Source organism: Pseudomonas sp. RIT-562, from assembly GCF_026241895.1.
Classification (GTDB): domain Bacteria; phylum Pseudomonadota; class Gammaproteobacteria; order Pseudomonadales; family Pseudomonadaceae; genus Aquipseudomonas; species Aquipseudomonas mandelii_F.
Genome location: NZ_JAPJIV010000001.1, coordinates 407,585 through 427,885, shown reverse-complemented (window position 1 = coordinate 427,885; position 20,301 = coordinate 407,585). Strand labels below are relative to the sequence as shown.

Below are 20,301 nucleotides of genomic sequence, written 5' to 3'. Positions count from 1 at the left end.
AACGGCACAACTCCAATAAAGGCACCTGCCATGACTCCGCTCAAACTGTTCATCACGCTCAGCGCACTGTCCGCTGCCTCCCACGCCATGGCCTGGGATTACACCCTGCTGGACTCCAACAAAGCGCCCGAAAACTGGACAATCACCAGCCAGCAGCTCGGCGTGAAAACCGACAAACCCTTCTCCGTTACCCTGCGTACCTTGCACGGAGGTCGCCAGGAGGGGGTCAGTGTGGTCGACATCGATAACGGCGCGCTCAAACTATCGGTAGTGCCGACCCGCGGGATGAATGTGCTGCAGGCTTCGGTGGGTGACGTGCGCATGGGCTGGGACTCCCCGGTCAAGGAAGTGGTCAACCCAGCCTTCATCGAACTCAACGGTCGCGGTGGGCTCGGCTGGCTGGAGGGCTTCAACGAGCTGGTCACTCGCTGTGGTTACGAGTGGGTTGGCCATCCCGGTATCGACAACGGTGAATTGCTGACCCTGCATGGTCGCGCTGCGAACATCCCGGCCAGCAAAGTCACCCTGCACATCGACGAAAACCCGCCTTACACCATCAGTCTGCGCGGCGAGTTGAAAGAGCAGGCGTTCAAGAAAGTCGACTTCTCCGTCGCCACCGAACTGGTCACTGAACCCGGCAGCGTGCGCTTCAGCCTTAACGATACGCTGACCAACAACGGCGACTATCCAAAGGAATACCAGGCGCTGTACCACAGCAACTTCAGTACGCCATTTCTGGAACAGGGCGCCCGCTTCGTCGCGCCGGTAAAGCAGGTGTCGCCGTTCAACGACAAGGCCAAGGCGGATCTGACGGACTGGCAAACGTACCGCGGCCCGACCAGAGACTATGACGAAACGGTCTACAACGTAGTGCCTTACGCCGATGCACATGGCGATACGTTAACTGTGCTGCACAACAAAGCTGGCAGCCTGGGCGTCTCGGTGGGTTTCAATACGCAAACCCTGCCGGTTTTCTCCTTGTGGAAAAACACCGATACCCAGGGGCAGGGCTACGTCACCGGACTTGAGCCAGGCACTAGCTTTTCCTACAACCGCCGGTATCAACGGCCACTGGGTCTGGTGCCAACGATCGCGCCGAAAGAGCAGAAACAGTTCCAGATCAGCTACAGCTTGTTGGCGGACAAAGGCGCGGTGGAGCAGGCGTTGAAGCGGGTGAGCGAGATTCAGGCCGGGCGCGAAACCGAGGTGCGGCAGATGCCGTTGGTGGATCTCACCAAGGAGTAAATTCATCAGTTCGTGGCCGGCCGATACTGCAGCGCCTCAGCCAAATGCTCTCGCGAGATGGCATCGATCTGCTCAAGGTCCGCCAAAGTGCGCGCTACCTTGAGCAATCGATGGGCCGAGCGTAGCGACAGGGTCAGTCTTTCGCAGGCGGATTCCAGCCAGGTCTCATCGGCTGTGGATAACTTGCAGTGATTGCGCAGGCCGGGGAGGTCGAGGAAGGCGTTGGCGCAGCCTTGGCGCTTGTGTTGACGCTCCCTGGCGTCGGCTACCAGCAGCGCGGCGCTGGCGGTGTCATCGCCGGGTTTCGCTGAGGGGTTGAGAGCTGTGGCTTCCCGCGCTACGGTCAGGTGCAGGTCGATTCGATCCAGCAGCGGCCCGGACAGTTTGTTGCGGTAGCGCTGGACCATGTCCGGGGTGCATGAGCATTTGCCAGTTGGCTCGCCAAGATATCCACAGGGGCAGGGATTCATTGCTGCGACCAGTTGGAAACGCGCCGGAAAGCGCACTCGATCCCTTGCGCGCGATATCACGATGTGACCGGATTCCATTGGCTCGCGCAGCACCTCCAACACTCTGCGGTCAAATTCCGGCAGTTCATCAAGGAACAGCACGCCATGGTGGGCGAGGGTGATTTCACCGGGCTGAGGCTTTGAACCGCCACCCACCAGCGCCGGGCCGGATGCCGAGTGATGAGGTTGGCGAAACGGTCGCTGCGGCCAGTGACTGAGGGGCACGCAACTGGCGACCGACTGAATGGCTGCGACCTCCAGCGCCTCGCTTTCGGCCAAGGGCGGCAGCAGGCCCGGCAGTCGGCTCGCCAGCAGTGTTTTGCCGGTCCCAGGTGGCCCGCTGAACAGCAAGTTGTGCGCGCCTGCCGCAGCAATCAGCAACGCTCGTTTGGCTGCGAGTTGGCCCTGTACTTCACTCAGATCAGGATAGGGTTTGCTGGCGTGCATCAGGCCGTCTGAGACGTATGGAGCGATGGGCTGGTGACCGTTGAAATGAGCCACGGCCTCCAGCAAATGATCCACAGCAATCACCTGCAGGCCCGATGCCAGGCAGGCCTCTTCGGCGTTCGCCCGCGGCACCAGCAACGTTCGACCCGCTTTGCGCGCCGCCAGGGCGGCGGGCAATACGCCGCGCACCGCCCGCACCGCGCCGGATAACGCCAGTTCCCCCAGGCATTCCACGTCATCCAGGGTCATCGTCGGCACCTGAACGCTGGCCGACAGAATTCCCAGAGCAATCGCCAAATCAAATCGCCCGCCATCCTTGGGTAAATCCGCCGGGGCGAGATTGAGCGTGATGCGTCGCGCGGGAAACTGCAGCCCGGAATTTATGATCGCACTACGTACCCGGTCTTTGCTTTCCTTCACGGCCGTTTCGGGCAAACCGACCATTGTCAGTGACGGCAAGCCATTGGCGAGATGCACTTCCACCGTGACGGCGGGCGCATCCACACCAATCTGAGCGCGGCTGTGGACGATGGAGAGGGACATGGTCGTTCCTTGAGCTGACGGGAGCCGCTTCCTGCGGTGATTTCAAGGGTAGATGGGGTTTACATCTGCGCGACAGGGAAAGCTTCGCAGGATGTTGCTGGAGTCCGCTACCGACCCGTTAATTGGTCCACCATCTAATCGTTGAAGCTGCCTGCTGTACTTGATAGAATTTGTTCAAGGGCTCTTATAGAGCAGGGGTGTTGCGGTTTACTACGAAATTGCCTCAACACTGTGGATGTGCAGGATTCGTAGATCCTGTGGTAGCGGCAACCGGCAACAGCGGTTGGCTTTCGACCCCTTTCGAGAGAAGCTTCTCGGACGTGCTAAGCGAGCGCTGCGACTACCAGCCCTAATTGCATTTTTGAAAGGCGCCTATGGCGCCTTTTTTTCTTTCAGGGTGCCAACTCTCATCGCTCCGCGGTTGCGATTGCTCTTGTATGCGGTCACGACCGAGTAGAAGTTCTCCCCCTCCTTATCCAGCTGCGGCGACAGAATCGCGCAACCGCGTGCACCTCGGACAATCGTGAGGCGGTATCCGTCACGTGTCTGATAGCTCTCGCATAATACTTGGGCACCTTGGGTCAAAATCGCCGCAACAAATGCTGGAACCTCATCGATTGACTTACAGCCCCATGCTGGTAGTTCGTGGCTATGTCCTTCCCAAATGTGATTGACCCCAAAGCCTTTGCCGAACCCTAGGTGTTTGCCGATTCGTAAGAAAACCTCACCGCCGGTAACTGAGAGGTTCCGACTTTTGTACTCTGCGACATATGCGAAACTCAGCTCTCCAGAGACTGGGTGAGGTACGCAGTAGTCTTTGTCCAAGGTCGTGAAGTCAATGCAAGACAAAACAGGGAATATCGGTTCAGGCAAAAGTGAGTCGTCCGTAATCGTGAGGCTGTAGCACCCACTAGGGGCAACTCTGCTAATGACCTGCACACGGTGTGCGATGGGGCGAGCTCTGGGTCTGAGCGAAGAGGTTAGCGGAGCAAAATGGGGGACGAAATCAGCTGCAGCACGCAGTTTTTGTAGGACTGTTCCGAAATGTTTGAAGGGCGATGCCTGAATAGCCGGGGTGCGCTTGTTTGCTGGGGAGGGCTGCTTATGATCGCTGCTGATCACGCCACCCGGAGAAGGGAAGATGGACAGTAATGGAATGCGCTCGAATCATTCCGGGGGAATTCTTGAAGAGGAGTTTCTTGAACCATCGGATGCCACGGGGGCCAACCTTGCAGTCCTGCGTCCGGAGTATGAGGTTGAGCTGACGAAGTTTGTCGCGCAATGCACAGGCGTCAGTCCGGACCTCGCCAGGAAGCTGGCCGTTCACTTCAACACCACGCCCGACTTCTGGCTGAATCCGCCATCGCATTACGAGGCGCGCAGCGACGATATCGAACGTGGCTAACTACCTACTGCGACCGCAATACGCGTGAGGCCATTCGAAGCCTCCCCCACGGTGATCTGCAGCGCTTACTCAGCCGGTGGATTGAGCTTTGCTTCCATCTCGGCCACTTTCGCTTCAAGGCTTTCCAGGCGGGCGCGGGTCCGTGCCAGTACGACCATCTGACTATCAAACTCTTCCCGGCTCACCAGGTCCAGCTTGCTGAAGCCGCTCTGCAACAACGCCTTGAACTGGCTTTCGATTTCGCTTTTCGGCAATGGCGTGTCGCCGCTGAAAAGGCGGGAGGCGGTGCCCGTGAGGGCGTCGAGGAAGTCTTTGGGCGCGAGCATGGGAAAGGTCCTGGAAACGATGGCGGGCAGTGTATCACGCAGTGTCTATAGTCAATCCCGATGCAGGGATGCACGGTTTTCGCGCATGCGGACGAACGGCGCCGCACCGTTGTTGTGCGTATCCGCGGCATGTCGTTCACCCAGTCGCTTTTGAGTCGGGCCAAGGGGTTGAATTCAGGCACTTTTCAAGAGATGGCAAGCTTTCTGCTAAGAGCCTAGTAACCCATGCACTGATGCAGTCGCTGTGACGAATGCAGTGCGCCGGGCGGAACGGGGAAGTGTTTCGCCAGGAGCGGTTAACTGGCGTCGGACGGGCAGGTAAGGCCGACGATGCGTTACAAAGCCAGGCACTGCGCTTAGACTTGAGTCGGGTTTGTTTTCCTGGGGCAAGTCCACCAATTCGGGAGAGAGTTTTCATGAAGCTAGTCACTGCCATCATCAAGCCGTTCAAACTGGACGACGTGCGCGAGTCTTTGTCCGAGATCGGCGTGCAGGGCATTACCGTTACTGAGGTCAAAGGCTTCGGTCGGCAGAAGGGTCACACCGAGCTGTATCGCGGCGCGGAATACGTGGTCGATTTCCTGCCAAAGGTGAAGATCGATGTCGCCATTGACGACAAGGATCTTGATCGGGTTATCGAGGCGATAACCAAGGCAGCCAACACCGGCAAGATTGGTGACGGCAAGATCTTCGTGGTCAATCTGGAACAGGCGATTCGCATCCGTACCGGCGAAACCGATACCGACGCAATCTAAGCCGCCACAAACCCAACGCCCCAGGAGAAAACAATATGACTCTGCGTAAATTCGCAGGGCTAGGAGCCCTGTTGTCCCTCGTAATGCCCAGCCTGGCCATGGCGGCAGACGAAGTGGCGGCCCCAGTCCTCAATTCCGGCGACACCGCCTGGATGCTGACCTCGACAGCCCTCGTGCTGTTCATGACCATTCCCGGTCTCGCGCTGTTCTACGGCGGCATGGTCCGCTCCAAAAACATTCTTTCCGTGATGATGCAGTGCTTCGCCATTACCGGTCTGATCAGCATCCTGTGGGTCATTTATGGCTACAGCATTGCGTTCGACACCACCGGCATGGAGCAGGGCGTCGTCAACTTCAACTCGTTCTTCGGCGGCATGGGCAAGGCGTTCCTCGCCGGTGTCACGCCATCGAGCCTGACCGGTCCGGCAGCATTGTTCCCTGAGGCGGTGTTCATCACCTTCCAGATGACTTTCGCCATCATCACCCCTGCGTTGATCGTCGGTGCATTCGCCGAGCGCATGAAGTTCTCCGCCATGCTGATCTTCATGGGTATCTGGTTCACCCTGGTGTATGCACCGATCGCACACATGGTCTGGTCCGGCAACGGCGGCCTGATGTGGGACTGGGGCGTGCTCGACTTCGCGGGCGGCACCGTGGTGCACATCAACGCCGGTGTGGCTGGCCTGATCTGCTGCCTGGTGCTGGGCAAGCGTAAAGGCTTCCCGACCACGCCAATGGCGCCGCACAACCTCGGCTATACCCTGATGGGGGCCGCGATGCTGTGGGTCGGCTGGTTCGGCTTCAACGCCGGCTCTGCGGCTGCTGCCAACGGCACCGCCGGCATGGCGATGCTGGTAACCCAGATCGCTACCGCTGCCGCGGCTCTGGGCTGGATGTTTGCCGAGTGGGTCACCCACGGCAAGCCAAGCGCACTGGGTATTGCTTCGGGTGTTGTGGCCGGTCTGGTCGCGATCACTCCAGCCGCTGGTACCGTGGGCCCGATGGGTGCCCTGGTGATCGGTCTGGCTGCAGGCGTGGTGTGTTTCTTCTGCGCCACTACCTTGAAACGCAAGCTCGGCTACGACGACTCCCTGGACGCCTTTGGTGTGCACGGTATCGGCGGTATCCTCGGCGCGATCCTCACCGGTGTGTTTGCAGCACCGGCCCTGGGTGGTTTCGGCACGGTTACCGATATCGGCGCGCAGGTCTGGATCCAGCTCAAAGGCGTGGGTTTCACGGTGATCTACACCGCGATCATTACCTACATCATCCTCAAGGTCCTGGACGCCGTCATGGGGCTGCGTGTAACTGAGGAAGAAGAGGCGGTCGGTATCGACCTGGCCCTGCACAACGAGCGTGGCTACAACTTGTAAGTCAGCGTAAAAAATGCCCGGTTCGCCGGGCATTTTTTTGTCCGGGATTTGTCACTGGGATAGAAGCTGAAAGGTTTTTTCCTCGAGCTTTGGCTACCTTTGTAACGAGTGAATTTGTGCGGCCAATGGCTTACAACAACGAAGGAATATTAGGGCCTTTGTTTTTTCCCAGAGCGCGCTAGAATGCGCCCCGAACGTGCGGAGAACTGTATGTGGCAACAGACTCTGATTACCTTGCGGGCGAGGCCCCGGGGCTTTCATCTGGTAACGGACGAGTTACTCGCCGGTTTGCCTGAACTCCGGGCATGTCGGGTCGGTCTGTTGCACCTGTGGCTGCAGCATACCTCGGCGTCGTTGACCATCAACGAGAACGCCGATCCGGCGGTACGTCGCGACTTCGAACGATTCTTCAATCGTCTGATCCCACAAGGAACGGACGGCTTTGAGCACAACGACGAAGGCCTGGACGACCTCCCGGCGCACTTCAAGGCCAGCGTGCTTGGCTGTCAGCTCAGTTTGCCGATTTCGGCGGGCCGGCTGGCGCTGGGAACCTGGCAAGGCGTTTATCTGGGCGAGCACCGAGATCATGGCGGTGCTCGTAGAGTCCTCGCCACCTTGCACGGTGAAGGGGCATAAGCCATTGGTCATCAATGGCGGTTGAATTTTTTCCGGCAGCCGTCGACAGGCGGCGAAGCTGGGCTATAACTAATCTGCTTTTCGCAAGTCATGAGGTAGAACATGAGCGACGATGATCTGGAAAACGACGACCTCGAAGTAGGCGACGACGACGAAACCGAAGAAGGTCTGGAAGCAGCGGCGGAAGACGTCGCTGAAGACGACGGCGGTGAAACGCCCGTTCCGACCGCCAAGGGCAAGGCCAAGGCTGCGGTTTCGGTCGATGAGCTGCCGAGCGTCGAAGCAAAGAACAAGGAGCGCGATGCGCTCGCCAAGGCTATGGAAGAGTTCCTGGCCAAAGGTGGCAAGGTGCAGGAAGTGGAGGCCAATGTGGTCGCCGATCCTCCCAAGAAGCCCGACAACAAGTATGGCAGCCGGCCTATCTAGGCGTTTGCCCTTGCTTGCTGAAAAAGCCCGCCGTCGCTGCGGGCTTTTTCATGGGTGCAAAAACTGCGTTCTTACGCCGATCCCTGTAGGAGTGAGCCTGCTCGCGATGACGGCCTCACATCAAAAAAGGTATTGGCTGATCCACCGCCATCGCGAGCAGGCTCACTCCTACAGGAGGGGCAGTGTTCTCAAGGCTGGTGGTGCGCATTCCACCGCGCCAACAACGCCGGCAACTCCGTCAGGCTGCGGATTTCGGCATCCGGTGATCTTTGGGCTTCCCACAATTTACCCTGCGGGTTAAACCAGATGGCGCGCAGCCCCGCCTGTTGCGCCCCGGCAATGTCATCGCCCGGATGATCGCCGATATGCACTGCGGTCTGCGCCGTAGCGCCCCCACGCTGCAGCGCTTCATGAAACAGGCGCGCATCGGGCTTGGCGATGCCGATGTCTTCGGCACACAGGGCGAACTTGAAGTAATCCGCCAGGCCTAACCTTCGCACATCGGCATTGCCATTGGTCACGACTCCGAGGGCGTAGTGCTTGGCCAGTGTTTCCAGGGTTGGCTCTACTTCAGGGAATATTTCCAGTTGGTGGCGCGCATGCAGGAACACTTCAAAACTCTGGTCAGCCAGGTCTGACGCTTCACCATGGGTGTAGCCAGCTTCTTCCAGGGCATGGAACAGGACCCGCCTGCGCAGGGCGCTGATGCGGTGCTTCAGGCCAGGCTCGTTGCCCAGGATGCGCTCGCGAATCGTCCACAAATGTTCGACCGGCACGGCACCCAGGTTCGGTGCATGTTCGGTGAGCCATTCACGCAACACGGCTTCGGCACTGACAATCACCGGTGCGGTGTCCCACAGGGTGTCGTCGAGGTCGAAAGTGATCAGTTGGATCGTCATGAATCATCGCCCTTAATGCGTTTGGCCCGTGGGTGGGCACTGTCGTAGACCGTCGCCAGGTGCTGGAAGTCCAGATGGGTATAGATCTGGGTGGTCTTGATATCCGAGTGGCCGAGTAGTTCTTGCACGGCGCGCAGGTCTTGCGAGGATTCCAGCAGGTGGCTGGCGAAGGAATGCCGCAGCATGTGCGGGTGCAGGTTCTGTCCCAGCTCGCGCTCACCCGCAGCTTTCACCCGCACCTGAATCGCTCGTGGACCGAGGCGGCGCCCCTGTTGGCTGACAAACACCGCGTCGTCTGCCGGATTGGCCATGGCGCGCAATGGCAGCCACAACTCCAGCGCTTCACGGGCTTTGGCGCCAACCGGCAAGAGTCGGGTCTTGCTGCCCTTGCCGAGCACCTGGACCATGCCGTCGGCGAGGTCCAGTTGATCCAGGTTGAGCCCGGTCAGCTCCGAGAGGCGCAGGCCGGAGGAATAGAACAACTCGAGGATAGCCTGGTCGCGCCGCGCCAGGAAATCATCCTCCACCCCGCCCTCGAGCAGTTGCAACGCGCGATCGGTATCCAGGGTTTTCGGCAGGCGCCGCTCACCCTTGGGCGGTGCCAGGCCATTGGCAGGGTCGTGGTCGCACAACCCTTCGCGGTTCAAGTAATGATAGAGGCCGCGCACTGCCGACAGCAGGCGCGCGAGGCTGCGCGAAGACTGGCCCTGGGAGTGCAGGCGGGCGATCAGGCCACGCAGACGCTGGATATCCAGGGACGACCAACTGCCGATGTTCTGTGTGACGCACCAGCCCAGGACTTTATCGAGGTCGCGACGATAGGCCTGCAACGTGTGCGGCGACACCTGCCGCTCACTGCGCAGGTGTTCGCAGTAAGCGTCCAGTTGTCGCTCCACGATCAGCGTACCGAGCGCAGCGAATTGTTGACCCGTGGCAGCACGCGGCCCATGACTTCGGCGATATAGCTAAGGAACAGCGTTCCCACCGAGCTCTTGTAGTGCTGTGGATCGCGGCTGGCGATAGCGAGCACGCCATGGATGCCTTGATGGCTGATGGCGACAACGGCAGTTGAACCGATCTGTTTGCGTTGCTCTTCGCCGAACAGGAAATCCAGCTCGTGCTCACGCAGGCTGCCAGCGACGCTCTTGTCCTCGGAGAGCAAACCACCAATGGCGGTCTGGGCGTCGGCGTGGGTCACCCAGCGGCCTACCGGCATTGGGTTGTCACCCAGCAGGATCAGGCTGACAAAAGGTACCTGGAAGTCCTGGCGCAAACTGTCCTCGACGCAGATCACCACATCTTCCAGGCTAGCGGCATCCATCAGCGCGAGAATCAGGCGGCGAGTCTTGTCGAAGAGGCGATCGTTGTCCCGGGCCACGTCCATCAGGTGCGACAGGCGATGCCGCAGTTCGATGTTGCGATCGCGCAGAATGGTCATCTGGCGTTCGACCAGCGAGATGGTGTCGCCGCGCTGATGCGGAATGCGCAAGGCCGGGAGCAGTTCTTCGTGCTCGATGAAGAAATCCGGATGAGCCTCCAGGTACGCGGCTATTGCCGCCGCCTCAAGGCTTTCGGAAGGGGATTCGTCGGGCTGTAGGGCGGGAACCTGGGGCTTGTCGGTCATCGGATTGACTCACTCAAAGACGTACTTGTCCTTCATAAACACGGACTGCCGGGCCGGTCATCATTACCGGTTGGCCAGGGCCTGCCCATTCAATGGACAAACGCCCGCCGGGCAGGTCGATCAATAGCGGCGAATCCATCCACCCCTGGCTGATCGCGGCCACTGCTGCTGCGCAGGCGCCGGTGCCGCAGGCCTGGGTTTCCCCGACCCCGCGTTCCCAGACGCGCAGTTGCGCGCGATTGCGGTCGATGACCTGGAGGAAACCGACATTGACCCGAGCCGGAAAGCGCGGGTGATGTTCGATCTTCGGTCCCAGCTCATGCACCGGTGCGTTGTTGATGTCGCTGACCCGCAGCACCGCATGGGGATTGCCCATGGACACGGCGGCCAGGTCGACCGCAGTACCGTCGACCTCGATCTGATAGCTGAGCGCCTGCTCGGGTGCTTCGAACGGGATGTCGGCTGGCACCAGGCGCGGCGCGCCCATGTTCACGCTGATCTGGCCGTCGCTGCGGATATCCAGTTCGATGATGCCGCTTTTGGTCTCGACGCGGATCTGCCGCTTTGCGGTCAGGCGCTTGTCGAGCACGAAGCGGGCGAAACAGCGCGCACCATTGCCGCACTGTTCCACCTCGGAACCATCGGAGTTGAAGATCCGATAGCGGAAGTCCACGTCCGGGTTGCTCGGGGCTTCGACGATCAGCAGTTGGTCGAAACCGATGCCGGTGTGTCGATCGCCCCATTGCTTGGCGTGCTTGGGCAAAATATGGGCGTGCTGGCTGACCAGGTCGAGGACCATGAAATCGTTGCCCAGGCCATGCATCTTGGTAAAACGCAGCAGCATGGTTTTACTCCGGCAGCAGGCTTTCGCCAGCGAACAACTCGGCTACCGTTTCACGGCGACGCACTTCGAATGCCTGATCACCGTCCACCAAGACTTCAGCGGTGCGGCCGCGAGTGTTGTAGTTGGAACTCATGACAAACCCATAGGCGCCAGCCGAATGCACGGCCAGCAGGTCACCTTCTTCCAGGGCCAGCTGACGATCCTTGGCCAGGAAGTCGCCGGTCTCGCAGATCGGCCCGACGATGTCGTAGGCACGCGCAGCGCTATCGCGTGGGCGCACGGCGGTGACGTCCATCCAGGCCTGGTACAGCGCCGGGCGGATCAGGTCGTTCATCGCCGCATCGACGATGGCGAAGTCTTTGTGTTCGGTGTGCTTGAGGTATTCGACCTGGGTCAGCAGCACGCCGGCATTGGCCACGATAAAGCGGCCCGGCTCGAACACCAGCGCCAGGTCGCGACCGTCGAGACGCTCACGCACAGCCTTGATGTAGTCGGCGGCCAAAGGCGGCTCTTCATCGCGATAACGCACGCCCAGGCCACCACCGAGGTCGATATGACGCAGGTAGATGCCACAATCGCCGAGACGGTCGACCAGGCCCAGCAGGCGGTCGAGGGCATCGATGAAGGGCGGCAGGGTGGTTAGCTGGGAACCGATGTGGCAATCGACGCCTACCACTTCCAGGTTCGGCAGCTGCGCGGCGCGCACGTACACGTCTTCGGCGTCGGCGATGGCGATGCCGAACTTGTTTTCCTTGAGGCCGGTGGAGATGTACGGATGAGTGCCCGCATCGACGTCCGGGTTGACGCGCAGCGAAATTGGCGCGCGAACACCCAGCTCGGCCGCCACGACTTGCAGGCGTTCAAGTTCATCGGTGGATTCTACGTTGAAGCAGTGCACGCCGACTTCCAGGGCGCGACGCATGTCGTCACGGGTCTTACCGACACCAGAGAACACGATCTTGTCAGCGCTGCCGCCAGCCGCCAGCACGCGCTCCAGTTCACCGCGGGAGACGATGTCGAAACCGGCGCCAAGACGCGCCAGGACATTCAGTACACCCAGGTTGGAGTTGGCCTTGACCGCGTAGCACACCAGGTGCGGCGTACCGGCCAGCGCATCGGCGTATGCCAGGTACTGGGCTTCGATGTGCGCCCGCGAGTAGACGTAGGTCGGCGTGCCAAAGCGTTCGGCGATGGCGGACAGGGCAACACCTTCCGCGAACAGCTCACCGTCACGGTAGTTAAAAGCGTCCATGAGGTTCCCTTATTGGTAGACGTCGTGCTTGTGGGCTTTCGACGCAGGCTGCTGTTGCGACGACTTGGCCTGCTCCACCGGGTCTTGGGAGTCATCAGGCAGGTACAGCGGGCCTTTTTGCCCACAGGCCGACAACAGGCAGGTAACCGCAGCGAGCGCAGCAAGGGAAGAGATCAGGCGCTTCATGGCGAAATCCTTGAAAATGCTTTAATTGCGCCGGAGTATACCGGCCACCCGGCAGCTTGCCTATGCGACGGGCCTCCCGTCTGGCGGGGCTCGTGGATTGTGTAAGCCCTGTAGGAGTGAGCCTGCTCGCGCTGGCGACAGTTCTATCGCCATGGATTCTGCCGGACGCACCGCCATCGCGAGCAGGGCTCACTCCTACAGGTTCAGTGATCTGTCGGTTATCCTTTGCAATCACCGGGGCTCGCCCGTATCTTGCGGCGCTTGAGCGCGAGTAGACACTTTTTGAGGTTGCCGTAATGAGTTTGACCGAAGCCCGTTTCCACGATCTGGTCGATGCCACCCAGCAAACGCTGGAGGATATTTTTGACGACAGCGACCTGGATATCGATCTGGAGAGTTCGGCTGGCGTGTTGACCGTGAAGTTCGAAAACGGCAGCCAGTTGATCTTCAGCCGTCAGGAACCGCTGCGTCAGCTGTGGCTGGCGGCGGTGTCCGGTGGTTTTCACTTCGACTACGACGAAGAGAGCGAGCGCTGGATGTGCGACAAAAGCGAAGAGCAGCTCGGCGAGATGCTTGAGCGCATCGTCAAGCAGCAGGCCGGTGCCGAATTCGATTTCGAAGGCCTGTAACGCCGTGACCCAGCCAGCGACTGTCCGTCCGCCCAAGCCGCTCTACAGCAACGTAAGCCCGGCGGTCCCGTCGCCGTGCAGCGGCGTGTGCCGGCTGGACGAACTGAAAGTGTGCCTGGGGTGTTTTCGCCATGTCGAAGACATCCGCGAATGGCGCTCGGCGGACGATGATCGCCGTCGGGTCATTTGCGCCCAGGCCTCAAATCGCAAAGCCACCACCAATCCACTGTAGGAGCTGCCGAAGGCTGCGATCTTTTGATCTTGATTTTTAGCGATACTGAGTTCGCCGAAGAACAAGATCAAAAGATCGCAGCCTCCGGCAGCTCCTACAGGGGGCAAAGCCGTCCGCCGCACCTGGCTTGTATATTTATTGAGCTGTGATAGTGTCCGGGTACGCCTCAACCCATCGAGGCTCGTGAAAACCCCGCCTTTTTCTGGCGGGGTTTTGCTTTTTTCGTGCAGAAGAAAGGAGTCTGCCCTGATCATGACCGCACCTTCCATCACCCTTACCCGTCTGGACGTGCAACGTCTGGAGCGCCTGATCGACAGCCTGGATGACACGCTGCCGGGCGTTATCGCGCTGCAAACCGAACTGGATCGCGCCGATACCCTGGTTGGACACGAAGATGTGCCTGCCGATGTCGTGACCATGAATTCCAAAGTGCATTGCCGAGAGGAAAGCAGCGGCAAGGACTACCACCTGACCCTGGTCTATCCCAAGGATGCCAACGCTGACGAAGGCAAGATTTCCATCCTGGCACCCGTTGGCAGCGCACTGCTGGGCCTCAAGGTCGGGCAGCACATCGACTGGCCAGCACCGGGTGGCAAAACCTTGAAGCTGACTCTGCTGGAAGTTGAATCCCAGCCTGCCAATGGCGGTGATTTTCCGGAATAAGATTCCTCAGACCTGCCCGAGCGCCTCGTTCAATGCGCGCTCCAGGTCGGCTTTGTAACCCAGGTACACGTTGCTGGAGCTCTGATCATCACCGGCCAGGCCCGACAGGTCCAGATCGGTGATGTAGCATCGATATCGCTCGGCTTCCCGGCGTTGCTCGATGATTTCCCGGGCTACCACGCTGAACAGCTGATCCCCATGCTCCAATTCCGAAAACTCGCGTTGGTTACAGTACAGGGTGACCTGCATCCTGGCGGCCCCGGATTGGCCAACGATGGCCTGCACGTCGTAAAACGGCTGATTCAGCGGAGTCTCTGGCGCAGGTCGGCTTTCGACCCGGCGAGCGCGGGCCGGGCCTGATGGCAACAACTTGTAATATTGTATTTCCAGGCTTGCCGGTTGGGTGCCACTCATCGGCAGCGAGGCCTCGCGCCGAAACTGAATTGACTGCAGGAAACGCTGCAGCGGTACCAGCAGGCTCTGTTCATCATGGTAGGGCAGGCGCTGCTGCCACAAGGCATTGAATTCATCCAGCACGTAGAGATCGGCCTGGTCTTCATGGATCCGGTAGAACACCTGAATGCAGGCCGGTTGCCCCATCGGCAGGATCAACGCCAGGTCGTGCTCGGCGAGTGCCATTGGATCCAGGTGCAGCGGGCTGTAGCTTGCCTGCTCCTTGGCAAGGTAGTCGACCAGTTCCGCCAGCGAGCCCAGGGCAACATGTTTGACCTGGCCCGGAACCAGTTCCAGTACGTGGTAGTGCTGCTGCACCTGCAGCAGGTAGCGGTGATTGAGCCGGCTCAGCAGGAGGTCGTGCGCACTGTCGATAATCTCTTCGACCCGCTGGGCGATGAACTGCGCGCGATTGTGGCAGAAGCAACGCACGCGCAGCCGAGGTTGCTGTGGGCCGTTGGGCAAGTGGTTGAGGTAATCGCACAGGCAGTCGAGCAGGGCGTTGGGGCCGTCGAAGCGGTTGACCAGTACTTCGTTCCAGCTGTTGAGCGTGACCTGATCGAGGGTCAGCACCAGGTTTTCGCGCACTCCGGCGTAGCTCAGGGAGTCGGTGCGCTCGGTGGTCATCAGGATATTCAAGTCGCGATGATGTTTGAGCGGATCCACGCCGACATTTATCAGGAGCAGCACTTCGCTCGGCACGGCGGCGCGCAGCAGCGGTTCCTCGGCGACAGCGGTCAGGGGCAGGGCGATGCTCTGTTGCAGGCTGCCGAGCAGGTTGAACAGCTCGAACTCGCTCAGGTCGCTGGTGCCAGGGTGCAGCGCCAGGCGCGTGCTGTTGTCGATCACGCCGTTTCGATGGCACCAGGTGAGCAATTCCAGCAGGTGGCGACTGCGTTTGATCGGCGCGAAGTGCTCCCACTCATGTGCGGCCAGGCTGCCGTTATAGAGGCCCCACTGGGTTTGCCCCGGTTCTTTCTTGTTCGGTGCGAACACTAGTGTCAGTGTATCTTCGGCCAGGTCTGGCGCGATGCCCGGGTTGATGAATTCGACCTTGTTCGACTTGCGTTCGAAGGCTGCATACAGCCGGCGTCCCAGCACATTGAGGTCGCGTTTATTGATCAGGCTGACGGTTTGTTCGTCCCGGGCAAAGCGGGTCAGGAAGCGATAGCTGTAGTTGAGCTCGCTGACCAGGGCCCGGCGCTCCGTGCCGACCTGGCGCACCTTCCACTGGCTGCGGCTGTCGAGCAGGGCCAGTTGCCGCTCGTCCCAGTTCCACTCATGGGCCAGGCGTTCGAGCAGCGAACGTTGCCAGCCTTGGGTGCGGTTGCTGCTCGCGGTCAGCTTGCGATTGACCTTCAGGTACAGCGCGCGACGCACCAGTTCCAGGCGCCCCGACTGTCCTCGAGCCTTGAGGTACTCCTCGATGCGCCGGTAAACCACCACATAGGGATCGAGCTCATCGAGGTCGAGTTGATTGGCGAACACCGCTTGCTTGAAGCGCAGGCTGAGGCAATTGACCCTTGGCTGTTCGCTGGCGTAAACCTCGATCAGCAGCAGTTTGAGCACTGATTTGTACGGCGAATCGATGCCCTTGAACAATTGCCATAACCCCGCCCCGATAAACTCCCCGGGCGGTATGTACGCCATGTGTCCAAGGTCCAGGGTCTCGTCGGCGCGGATGAAACGTTTGGATACCAGTGCGTGGGTGTACCGGTCGTAGTTGGCCTCTTCGTATACGGGCACCAGCCACCAGATGGGGGTGCGGCCGGCCAGCCAGATGGCGGTGCGATAGAACTCGTCCAGCAACAGGTAGTGCTGGGTGGTGCCGCAGTCTTCCGAGCTGAGCTGGTTATCGCGCTCGCCGCGAACGAAGCGCACCGGGTCGATCAGGAAAAAGTGCGCCTCGGCACCCTGGCTCGCGGCCCAGGCTTCCAGCAGCTGGCACTTCTTGCGCAGCTCGGCGAGTTCGTTTTCGCCCAGGTCCGTGGCGTGGCACACCCAGAAGTCCATATCGCTCTGGTCTGCCTGGGCCAGCGTGCCCAGGCTGCCCATCAGGAACAGACCATGGATCGGGCGTGGCGGATTGCTGCCGTGGCGCGGTTTGTAAGTAAACGAGCGAGTCAGGCGCTGGGCCTCAGCGAGGGTAGTGGCGTCCGGTTCGTAATTCGACAGTCCCGCCGGAGTGTTGCCCGAGACATAACCGGGCAGCAGCGGGTGATTAACGTGAAAGAGCAGCGCAAGCAACGTCAGGACAGATTGCTGGCGGCTCGACAGGCCTTCAAGCGCTCGGGCGATACGAGCTTCATTGAGCGTTAGAAAACGTGCGCGCAGCTGGCTGAGGACCTTGCGGTCGATGCCTTCGTCCAGGTCGGGACGGATTTCATGGTCGCGGGTCATGTCGGCTCAAACCGGCTCGATGGGCACGGGCAGTGTTCTCGGAATAAGCGCAGTTTAGCGCCTCGGCCCGGGGACATCTAAGCTGATTTTGTTTTTCTGGCGTCAGATTTTTATCGCGTTGTCGCTATGTGCAGCAGAGAGTGTCCGCAGAAATCCCAGGACAGGGGTTTCCGCGGACGATACGGCTAAATTCAGGCTGGTTCTTCGACGTTCAGGATGGTCAGCAGCGTTTGGATGTTTTGCGCAGCGTCACGACCGAGGCTGGTCAGGTAACCGCCATCGGGCTGATCGATCAGCTCTTTCTCATACAGGCGTTGGGCAGCAGCAATGGCTTTAGGGGCAGCGGTCTGATGAATTTTCAAACCTTCCTGGGAACTGTCCAGGTTGAAGAGTGCGAGGATTTCCAGTTCGGCAACCAACTCAGGGGTAAGCGACATAAGGACTCCAGACTTTCTAGGAATTGGACGATAGCGCCCCTAAGGTGAGCCGAGTTGTGCGGCATGTCCAGTAGTTGCAGGTGGGTTATTTCTTTTCCGGCGGAAGCTCGGGCAACGCGCGCAAGGCTGTTTCGTACCATTCGGTGTTGAACGCGCGGTCTTCTTCGAGGATTGCGTCGATTTCTACCGCCAGCACGTGGGCCATCAGGTTCAAAATCTCTTCGCGCTCGTATCCCACCAGGGTCAACTTGTTAAAGGTTGCCTTGGCTGCGGGAGGGTTGTCGCTTTCGATCTGGTTTTCGATCGCTTCGACCAGGGTGTTCTCAGCGAATTCTTCTTCGTCGATCTCGATATCTGTTGGCTCGCTCATGGCAGGCTCCTCAAGTTAAGGCGGCCAGTTTACCTGCATTCAGCACTGTGATGCTGCTGGCAAGAAGTGCGGAGGCGTTCTATAACTTGCGCTGCCAACCCCCTGCACGGCCTGGAGGCTTTGTGATGCTCAAGCTTTACGGATTTTCTGTCAGCAACTATTACAACATGGTCAAACTGGCACTGCTGGAAAAGGGCCTGCCGTTCGAAGAAGTACCGTTTTTTGCAGGCAACAGCGCTGAGGCCCTGGCGATCAGCCCGCGCGGCAAGGTACCGGTGCTTGGCGTCGAGCAGGGTTTTGTCAATGAAACCGCGGTGATCCTCGAGTACATAGAACAAAGCCAGGCGGGTAAGCCACTGCTGCCATCCGACCCGTTCGAGCGCGCTCAGGTATTGGCGCTGGCCAAGGAAATCGAGCTGTACATCGAGTTGCCAGGTCGCGCGTGCTACCCCGAGGCATTTTTCGGCATGCCGGTGGCCGATGCGATAAAGGACAAGACCAAGGCGGAGTTGCTGCTGGGGTTTGCCTCATTGGGCAGGCACGCCAAGTTCGCCCCTTACGTAGCAGGTGACAGCCTGAGCGTGGCGGATTTGTATTTCCTCTACAGCGTGCCGCTGGCGTGCGCAGTGGCGAAGAAGTTGTTTGATCTGGACTTGCTGGCGGAGTTGCCGGCGGCCAAGGCGCTGCTGGAGCTTCTGGAGCAGAATCCGCATGTGCAGCAGATTGCGAAGGATAAGGAGGCGGGGATGCCAGCGTTTATGGCGATGATTGCTTCGAAGAAATAGGTATTTGTAGTGCTCTGAAGTAAGTCATCGCGAGCAGGCTCACTCCTACAGTGGATAGTGTGTCCACTGAGGGAGCGGGCTTGCTCGCGAAGCTTTTAGCGGCTGGCGAGCAATTCCTGGCCGCGAACCACAGCTTTTTTCACCTGGGCCGGTGCAGTCCCGCCGATGTGATCACGGGCATTCACCGAGCCTTCCAGGGTCAACACCGCAAACACGTCCTGGTCGATCTGGTCGCTGAACTTGCGCAGCTCTTCCAGGCTCATTTCCGCCAGATCCTTGCCGCTTTCCACGCCGTACTTCACGGCATGGCCAACGATTTCGTGGCAATCACGGAACGGCAGGCCACGGCGAACCAGATAGTCCGCCAGGTCCGTCGCAGTGGAAAAACCGCGCAGGGCCGCTTCGCGCATCATGGCGTGCTTGGGTTTGATCGCCGGGATCATGTCGGCGAATGCCCGCAGTGAGTCGCGCAGGGTATCGGCCGCGTCGAACAGCGGTTCCTTGTCTTCCTGGTTGTCCTTGTTGTAGGCCAATGGCTGGCCTTTCATCAGGGTCAGCAGGCCCATCAGTGCGCCGAATACACGGCCGGTTTTGCCGCGAACCAACTCCGGCACGTCCGGGTTTTTCTTTTGCGGCATGATCGAGCTGCCGGTGCAGAAGCGGTCTGGCAGATCGATGAACTGGAACTGCGCGCTGGTCCACAGCACCAGCTCTTCGGAGAAGCGCGACAGATGCATCATCGCGATGCTCGCGGCCGAGCAGAATTCGATGGCGAAGTCGCGATCGGAGACGTTGTCCAGCGAGTTGCCGCCGACTGCGTCGAAATTCAACAGTTGGGCGGTGTACTCGCGGTCGATCGGGTACGTGGTGCCGGCCAGCGCGGCGCTGCCCAGAGGCATGCGGTTGGTGCGCTTGCGGCAGTCGACCAGGCGTTCGTAGTCGCGGCTGAGCATTTCGAACCAGGCCAGCATGTGGTGCCCGAATGTCACCGGCTGCGCGGTTTGCAGGTGGGTGAAGCCCGGCATGATGCTGCCAGCCTCACGCTCGGCCTGCTCCAGCAGGCCTTTTTGCAGGCGCGTGATTTCGGCCAGGATCAGGTCGATCTCGTCGCGCAGCCACAAGCGGATATCGGTAGCAACCTGGTCGTTTCGGCTGCGACCGGTGTGCAATTTTTTACCGGTCACGCCGATGCGATCGGTCAGGCGCGCCTCGATGTTCATGTGCACGTCTTCGAGGTCGATGCGCCAGTCGAACTGCCCGGCCTCGATTTCACCCTGGATGGTGTTCAGGCCATCGATGATGCTGTCGCGTTCGGCATCGGTCAGTACGCCGACCTTGGCCAGCATGGTGGCGTGGGCGATCGAGCCCATGATGTCGTGGCGATACAGGCGCTGGTCGAAGGTGACGGAGGCGGTGAAGCGGGCGACGAAGGCGTCGACGGGTTCACTGAAGCGGCCGCCCCAGGACTGATTGGTCTTGTCAGTGCTCATGAATTCGCTCGTATCGGCTGAAATAAAGTGGCGTTGAAACTCCTGCGGATAATAACAGGGTTGCAAAGCCTGGCGCTGACACTGGTCGATACGAATATTTTCTCTTGTTGCGGTGGATGCGTGGCAGAGCGTATTAACAATAAGCACAACGATATTTTTCGATTGAGCAATATCGTGCCGGCAACCGTCTACAGTTGGACAGAGGGATCAGCGCAGTTCCGGGCGCTGCAACGGACTATAAGAAGAGGGGGTGTTCATATTGTGTATCAGCAAACCCTACGGCGATGCCTCGCCAACGCGGGCCTGGGCCGACAAACGCCCGGAAGATGAAAATTTAGCCGTCGTTCCAGCGGCACTTTTTGGCCCTCGCGC

General features: G+C 59.8%; 22 protein-coding genes. 10 read left to right on the top strand and 12 right to left on the bottom strand.

Features of this window, described 5'->3' with window-relative positions; genetic code table 11:
- The first annotated feature begins 30 nt into the window (after positions 1 to 30).
- Positions 31 to 1,245: an aldose 1-epimerase family protein gene (locus ORL50_RS01975; protein WP_266009536.1), complete on the top strand. Its 1,215-nt coding sequence runs from the start codon at positions 31 to 33 to the stop codon at positions 1,243 to 1,245.
- A 5-nt stretch (positions 1,246 to 1,250) separates the two neighbouring features.
- On the opposite strand, the gene ORL50_RS01970 is transcribed toward ORL50_RS01975, so the two are convergent.
- Positions 1,251 to 2,744, bottom strand: coding sequence for a YifB family Mg chelatase-like AAA ATPase (locus ORL50_RS01970; RefSeq protein WP_266009535.1), 1,494 nt, complete (start codon positions 2,742 to 2,744; stop codon positions 1,251 to 1,253).
- Between the two features lie 1,141 nt (positions 2,745 to 3,885).
- On the opposite strand from ORL50_RS01970, the gene ORL50_RS01965 reads away from it, so the two are divergent.
- Positions 3,886 to 4,149: a helix-turn-helix domain-containing protein gene (locus tag ORL50_RS01965; RefSeq protein WP_266009534.1), complete on the top strand. Its 264-nt coding sequence runs from the start codon at positions 3,886 to 3,888 to the stop codon at positions 4,147 to 4,149.
- A gap of 65 nt (positions 4,150 to 4,214) precedes the next feature.
- On the opposite strand, the gene ORL50_RS01960 is transcribed toward ORL50_RS01965, so the two are convergent.
- Positions 4,215 to 4,475 carry an accessory factor UbiK family protein gene (locus ORL50_RS01960; RefSeq protein WP_205891720.1) on the bottom strand — a complete coding sequence of 87 codons (261 nt, stop codon included), beginning with the start codon at positions 4,473 to 4,475 and terminating at the stop codon, positions 4,215 to 4,217.
- Between the two features lie 416 nt (positions 4,476 to 4,891).
- Between ORL50_RS01960 and glnK the strand changes: the two genes are divergently transcribed.
- From glnK to sutA, 4 genes are all read left to right on the top strand, one after another.
- Positions 4,892 to 5,230 (top strand): P-II family nitrogen regulator, encoded by a 339-nt coding sequence (gene glnK / locus ORL50_RS01955; protein ID WP_002555808.1) that lies wholly within the window; start codon positions 4,892 to 4,894, stop codon positions 5,228 to 5,230.
- A gap of 35 nt (positions 5,231 to 5,265) precedes the next feature.
- A complete protein-coding gene (locus ORL50_RS01950) occupies positions 5,266 to 6,603 on the top strand; it encodes an ammonium transporter (protein ID WP_266009533.1) in 1,338 nt (445 codons plus the stop codon).
- A 210-nt stretch (positions 6,604 to 6,813) separates the two neighbouring features.
- Positions 6,814 to 7,239 (top strand): secondary thiamine-phosphate synthase enzyme YjbQ, encoded by a 426-nt coding sequence (locus ORL50_RS01945; RefSeq protein WP_266009532.1) that lies wholly within the window; start codon positions 6,814 to 6,816, stop codon positions 7,237 to 7,239.
- Positions 7,240 to 7,341: 102 nt separating this feature from the next.
- Positions 7,342 to 7,665 (top strand): dormancy-specific transcriptional regulator SutA, encoded by a 324-nt coding sequence (gene sutA, locus ORL50_RS01940; protein ID WP_045059697.1) that lies wholly within the window; start codon positions 7,342 to 7,344, stop codon positions 7,663 to 7,665.
- Positions 7,666 to 7,853: 188 nt separating this feature from the next.
- Here sutA and ORL50_RS01935 read toward each other — a convergent pair whose 3' ends face one another.
- Genes ORL50_RS01935 through lptM form a run of 6 tightly spaced genes read right to left on the bottom strand, consistent with a single transcriptional unit; the run spans position 7,854 to position 12,470 of the window.
- Positions 7,854 to 8,564, bottom strand: a complete 711-nt coding sequence (locus ORL50_RS01935; RefSeq protein WP_266009531.1) for an HAD family hydrolase — start codon at positions 8,562 to 8,564, stop codon at positions 7,854 to 7,856.
- Positions 8,561 to 9,460, bottom strand: coding sequence for a tyrosine recombinase XerC (gene xerC / locus ORL50_RS01930; RefSeq protein ID WP_266009530.1), 900 nt, complete (start codon positions 9,458 to 9,460; stop codon positions 8,561 to 8,563). Before xerC ends, ORL50_RS01935 begins: the two co-directional genes overlap by 4 nt.
- 2 nt (positions 9,461 to 9,462) lie before the next feature.
- Complete coding sequence (locus ORL50_RS01925) at positions 9,463 to 10,188, bottom strand: DUF484 family protein (protein ID WP_266009529.1); 726 nt, start codon at positions 10,186 to 10,188, stop codon at positions 9,463 to 9,465.
- A 13-nt stretch (positions 10,189 to 10,201) separates the two neighbouring features.
- A complete protein-coding gene (gene dapF, locus ORL50_RS01920) occupies positions 10,202 to 11,032 on the bottom strand; it encodes a diaminopimelate epimerase (RefSeq protein ID WP_266009528.1) in 831 nt (276 codons plus the stop codon).
- Between the two features lie 4 nt (positions 11,033 to 11,036).
- The gene (gene lysA, locus ORL50_RS01915) at positions 11,037 to 12,284 is read right to left on the bottom strand and encodes a diaminopimelate decarboxylase (protein WP_266009527.1); all 1,248 of its coding nucleotides are present in this window, start codon (positions 12,282 to 12,284) and stop codon (positions 11,037 to 11,039) included.
- A gap of 9 nt (positions 12,285 to 12,293) precedes the next feature.
- The gene (lptM, locus tag ORL50_RS01910; protein ID WP_266009526.1) at positions 12,294 to 12,470 is read right to left on the bottom strand and encodes an LPS translocon maturation chaperone LptM; all 177 of its coding nucleotides are present in this window, start codon (positions 12,468 to 12,470) and stop codon (positions 12,294 to 12,296) included.
- A gap of 296 nt (positions 12,471 to 12,766) precedes the next feature.
- On the opposite strand from lptM, the gene cyaY reads away from it, so the two are divergent.
- From cyaY to rnk, 3 genes are all read left to right on the top strand, one after another.
- Entirely contained in the window at positions 12,767 to 13,099 is a 333-nt protein-coding gene (cyaY, locus tag ORL50_RS01905) for an iron donor protein CyaY (protein ID WP_045059690.1), read from the top strand.
- Positions 13,100 to 13,103: 4 nt separating this feature from the next.
- Positions 13,104 to 13,331, top strand: coding sequence for a DUF1289 domain-containing protein (locus tag ORL50_RS01900; RefSeq protein ID WP_266009525.1), 228 nt, complete (start codon positions 13,104 to 13,106; stop codon positions 13,329 to 13,331).
- Between the two features lie 252 nt (positions 13,332 to 13,583).
- Positions 13,584 to 13,994: a nucleoside diphosphate kinase regulator gene (gene rnk / locus ORL50_RS01895; RefSeq protein WP_045059688.1), complete on the top strand. Its 411-nt coding sequence runs from the start codon at positions 13,584 to 13,586 to the stop codon at positions 13,992 to 13,994.
- Positions 13,995 to 14,000: 6 nt separating this feature from the next.
- On the opposite strand, the gene ORL50_RS01890 is transcribed toward rnk, so the two are convergent.
- The 3 genes from ORL50_RS01890 to ORL50_RS01880 form a co-directional block, all read right to left on the bottom strand.
- Positions 14,001 to 16,847: a class I adenylate cyclase gene (locus tag ORL50_RS01890; protein ID WP_266009524.1), complete on the bottom strand. Its 2,847-nt coding sequence runs from the start codon at positions 16,845 to 16,847 to the stop codon at positions 14,001 to 14,003.
- Between the two features lie 191 nt (positions 16,848 to 17,038).
- A complete protein-coding gene (locus tag ORL50_RS01885; RefSeq protein ID WP_266009523.1) occupies positions 17,039 to 17,284 on the bottom strand; it encodes a TIGR02647 family protein in 246 nt (81 codons plus the stop codon).
- 85 nt (positions 17,285 to 17,369) lie between these two features.
- The gene (locus ORL50_RS01880; RefSeq protein ID WP_045059685.1) at positions 17,370 to 17,654 is read right to left on the bottom strand and encodes a hypothetical protein; all 285 of its coding nucleotides are present in this window, start codon (positions 17,652 to 17,654) and stop codon (positions 17,370 to 17,372) included.
- A 125-nt stretch (positions 17,655 to 17,779) separates the two neighbouring features.
- On the opposite strand from ORL50_RS01880, the gene ORL50_RS01875 reads away from it, so the two are divergent.
- Positions 17,780 to 18,439, top strand: coding sequence for a glutathione S-transferase family protein (locus ORL50_RS01875; RefSeq protein WP_266009521.1), 660 nt, complete (start codon positions 17,780 to 17,782; stop codon positions 18,437 to 18,439).
- A gap of 95 nt (positions 18,440 to 18,534) precedes the next feature.
- Here ORL50_RS01875 and argH read toward each other — a convergent pair whose 3' ends face one another.
- Entirely contained in the window at positions 18,535 to 19,929 is a 1,395-nt protein-coding gene (gene argH / locus ORL50_RS01870) for an argininosuccinate lyase (RefSeq protein WP_266009520.1), read from the bottom strand.
- Positions 19,930 to 20,301: the final 372 nt, after the last annotated feature.

Excerpts from the sequence above, each read along its gene's own strand:
- ORL50_RS01975 (WP_266009536.1), top strand. The coding sequence starts at position 31 with ATGACTCCGCTCAAACTGTTCATCACGCTCAGCGCACTGTCCGCTGCC.
- ORL50_RS01970 (WP_266009535.1), bottom strand. The coding sequence starts at position 2,744 with ATGTCCCTCTCCATCGTCCACAGCCGCGCTCAGATTGGTGTGGATGCG.
- ORL50_RS01965 (WP_266009534.1), top strand. The coding sequence starts at position 3,886 with ATGGACAGTAATGGAATGCGCTCGAATCATTCCGGGGGAATTCTTGAA.
- ORL50_RS01960 (WP_205891720.1), bottom strand. The coding sequence starts at position 4,475 with ATGCTCGCGCCCAAAGACTTCCTCGACGCCCTCACGGGCACCGCCTCC.
- glnK (WP_002555808.1), top strand. The coding sequence starts at position 4,892 with ATGAAGCTAGTCACTGCCATCATCAAGCCGTTCAAACTGGACGACGTG.
- ORL50_RS01950 (WP_266009533.1), top strand. The coding sequence starts at position 5,266 with ATGACTCTGCGTAAATTCGCAGGGCTAGGAGCCCTGTTGTCCCTCGTA.
- ORL50_RS01945 (WP_266009532.1), top strand. The coding sequence starts at position 6,814 with ATGTGGCAACAGACTCTGATTACCTTGCGGGCGAGGCCCCGGGGCTTT.
- sutA (WP_045059697.1), top strand. The coding sequence starts at position 7,342 with ATGAGCGACGATGATCTGGAAAACGACGACCTCGAAGTAGGCGACGAC.
- ORL50_RS01935 (WP_266009531.1), bottom strand. The coding sequence starts at position 8,564 with ATGACGATCCAACTGATCACTTTCGACCTCGACGACACCCTGTGGGAC.
- ORL50_RS01925 (WP_266009529.1), bottom strand. The coding sequence starts at position 10,188 with ATGACCGACAAGCCCCAGGTTCCCGCCCTACAGCCCGACGAATCCCCT.
- dapF (WP_266009528.1), bottom strand. The coding sequence starts at position 11,032 with ATGCTGCTGCGTTTTACCAAGATGCATGGCCTGGGCAACGATTTCATG.
- lysA (WP_266009527.1), bottom strand. The coding sequence starts at position 12,284 with ATGGACGCTTTTAACTACCGTGACGGTGAGCTGTTCGCGGAAGGTGTT.
- lptM (WP_266009526.1), bottom strand. The coding sequence starts at position 12,470 with ATGAAGCGCCTGATCTCTTCCCTTGCTGCGCTCGCTGCGGTTACCTGC.
- cyaY (WP_045059690.1), top strand. The coding sequence starts at position 12,767 with ATGAGTTTGACCGAAGCCCGTTTCCACGATCTGGTCGATGCCACCCAG.
- rnk (WP_045059688.1), top strand. The coding sequence starts at position 13,584 with ATGACCGCACCTTCCATCACCCTTACCCGTCTGGACGTGCAACGTCTG.
- ORL50_RS01890 (WP_266009524.1), bottom strand. The coding sequence starts at position 16,847 with ATGACCCGCGACCATGAAATCCGTCCCGACCTGGACGAAGGCATCGAC.
- ORL50_RS01885 (WP_266009523.1), bottom strand. The coding sequence starts at position 17,284 with ATGTCGCTTACCCCTGAGTTGGTTGCCGAACTGGAAATCCTCGCACTC.
- ORL50_RS01880 (WP_045059685.1), bottom strand. The coding sequence starts at position 17,654 with ATGAGCGAGCCAACAGATATCGAGATCGACGAAGAAGAATTCGCTGAG.
- ORL50_RS01875 (WP_266009521.1), top strand. The coding sequence starts at position 17,780 with ATGCTCAAGCTTTACGGATTTTCTGTCAGCAACTATTACAACATGGTC.
- argH (WP_266009520.1), bottom strand. The coding sequence starts at position 19,929 with ATGAGCACTGACAAGACCAATCAGTCCTGGGGCGGCCGCTTCAGTGAA.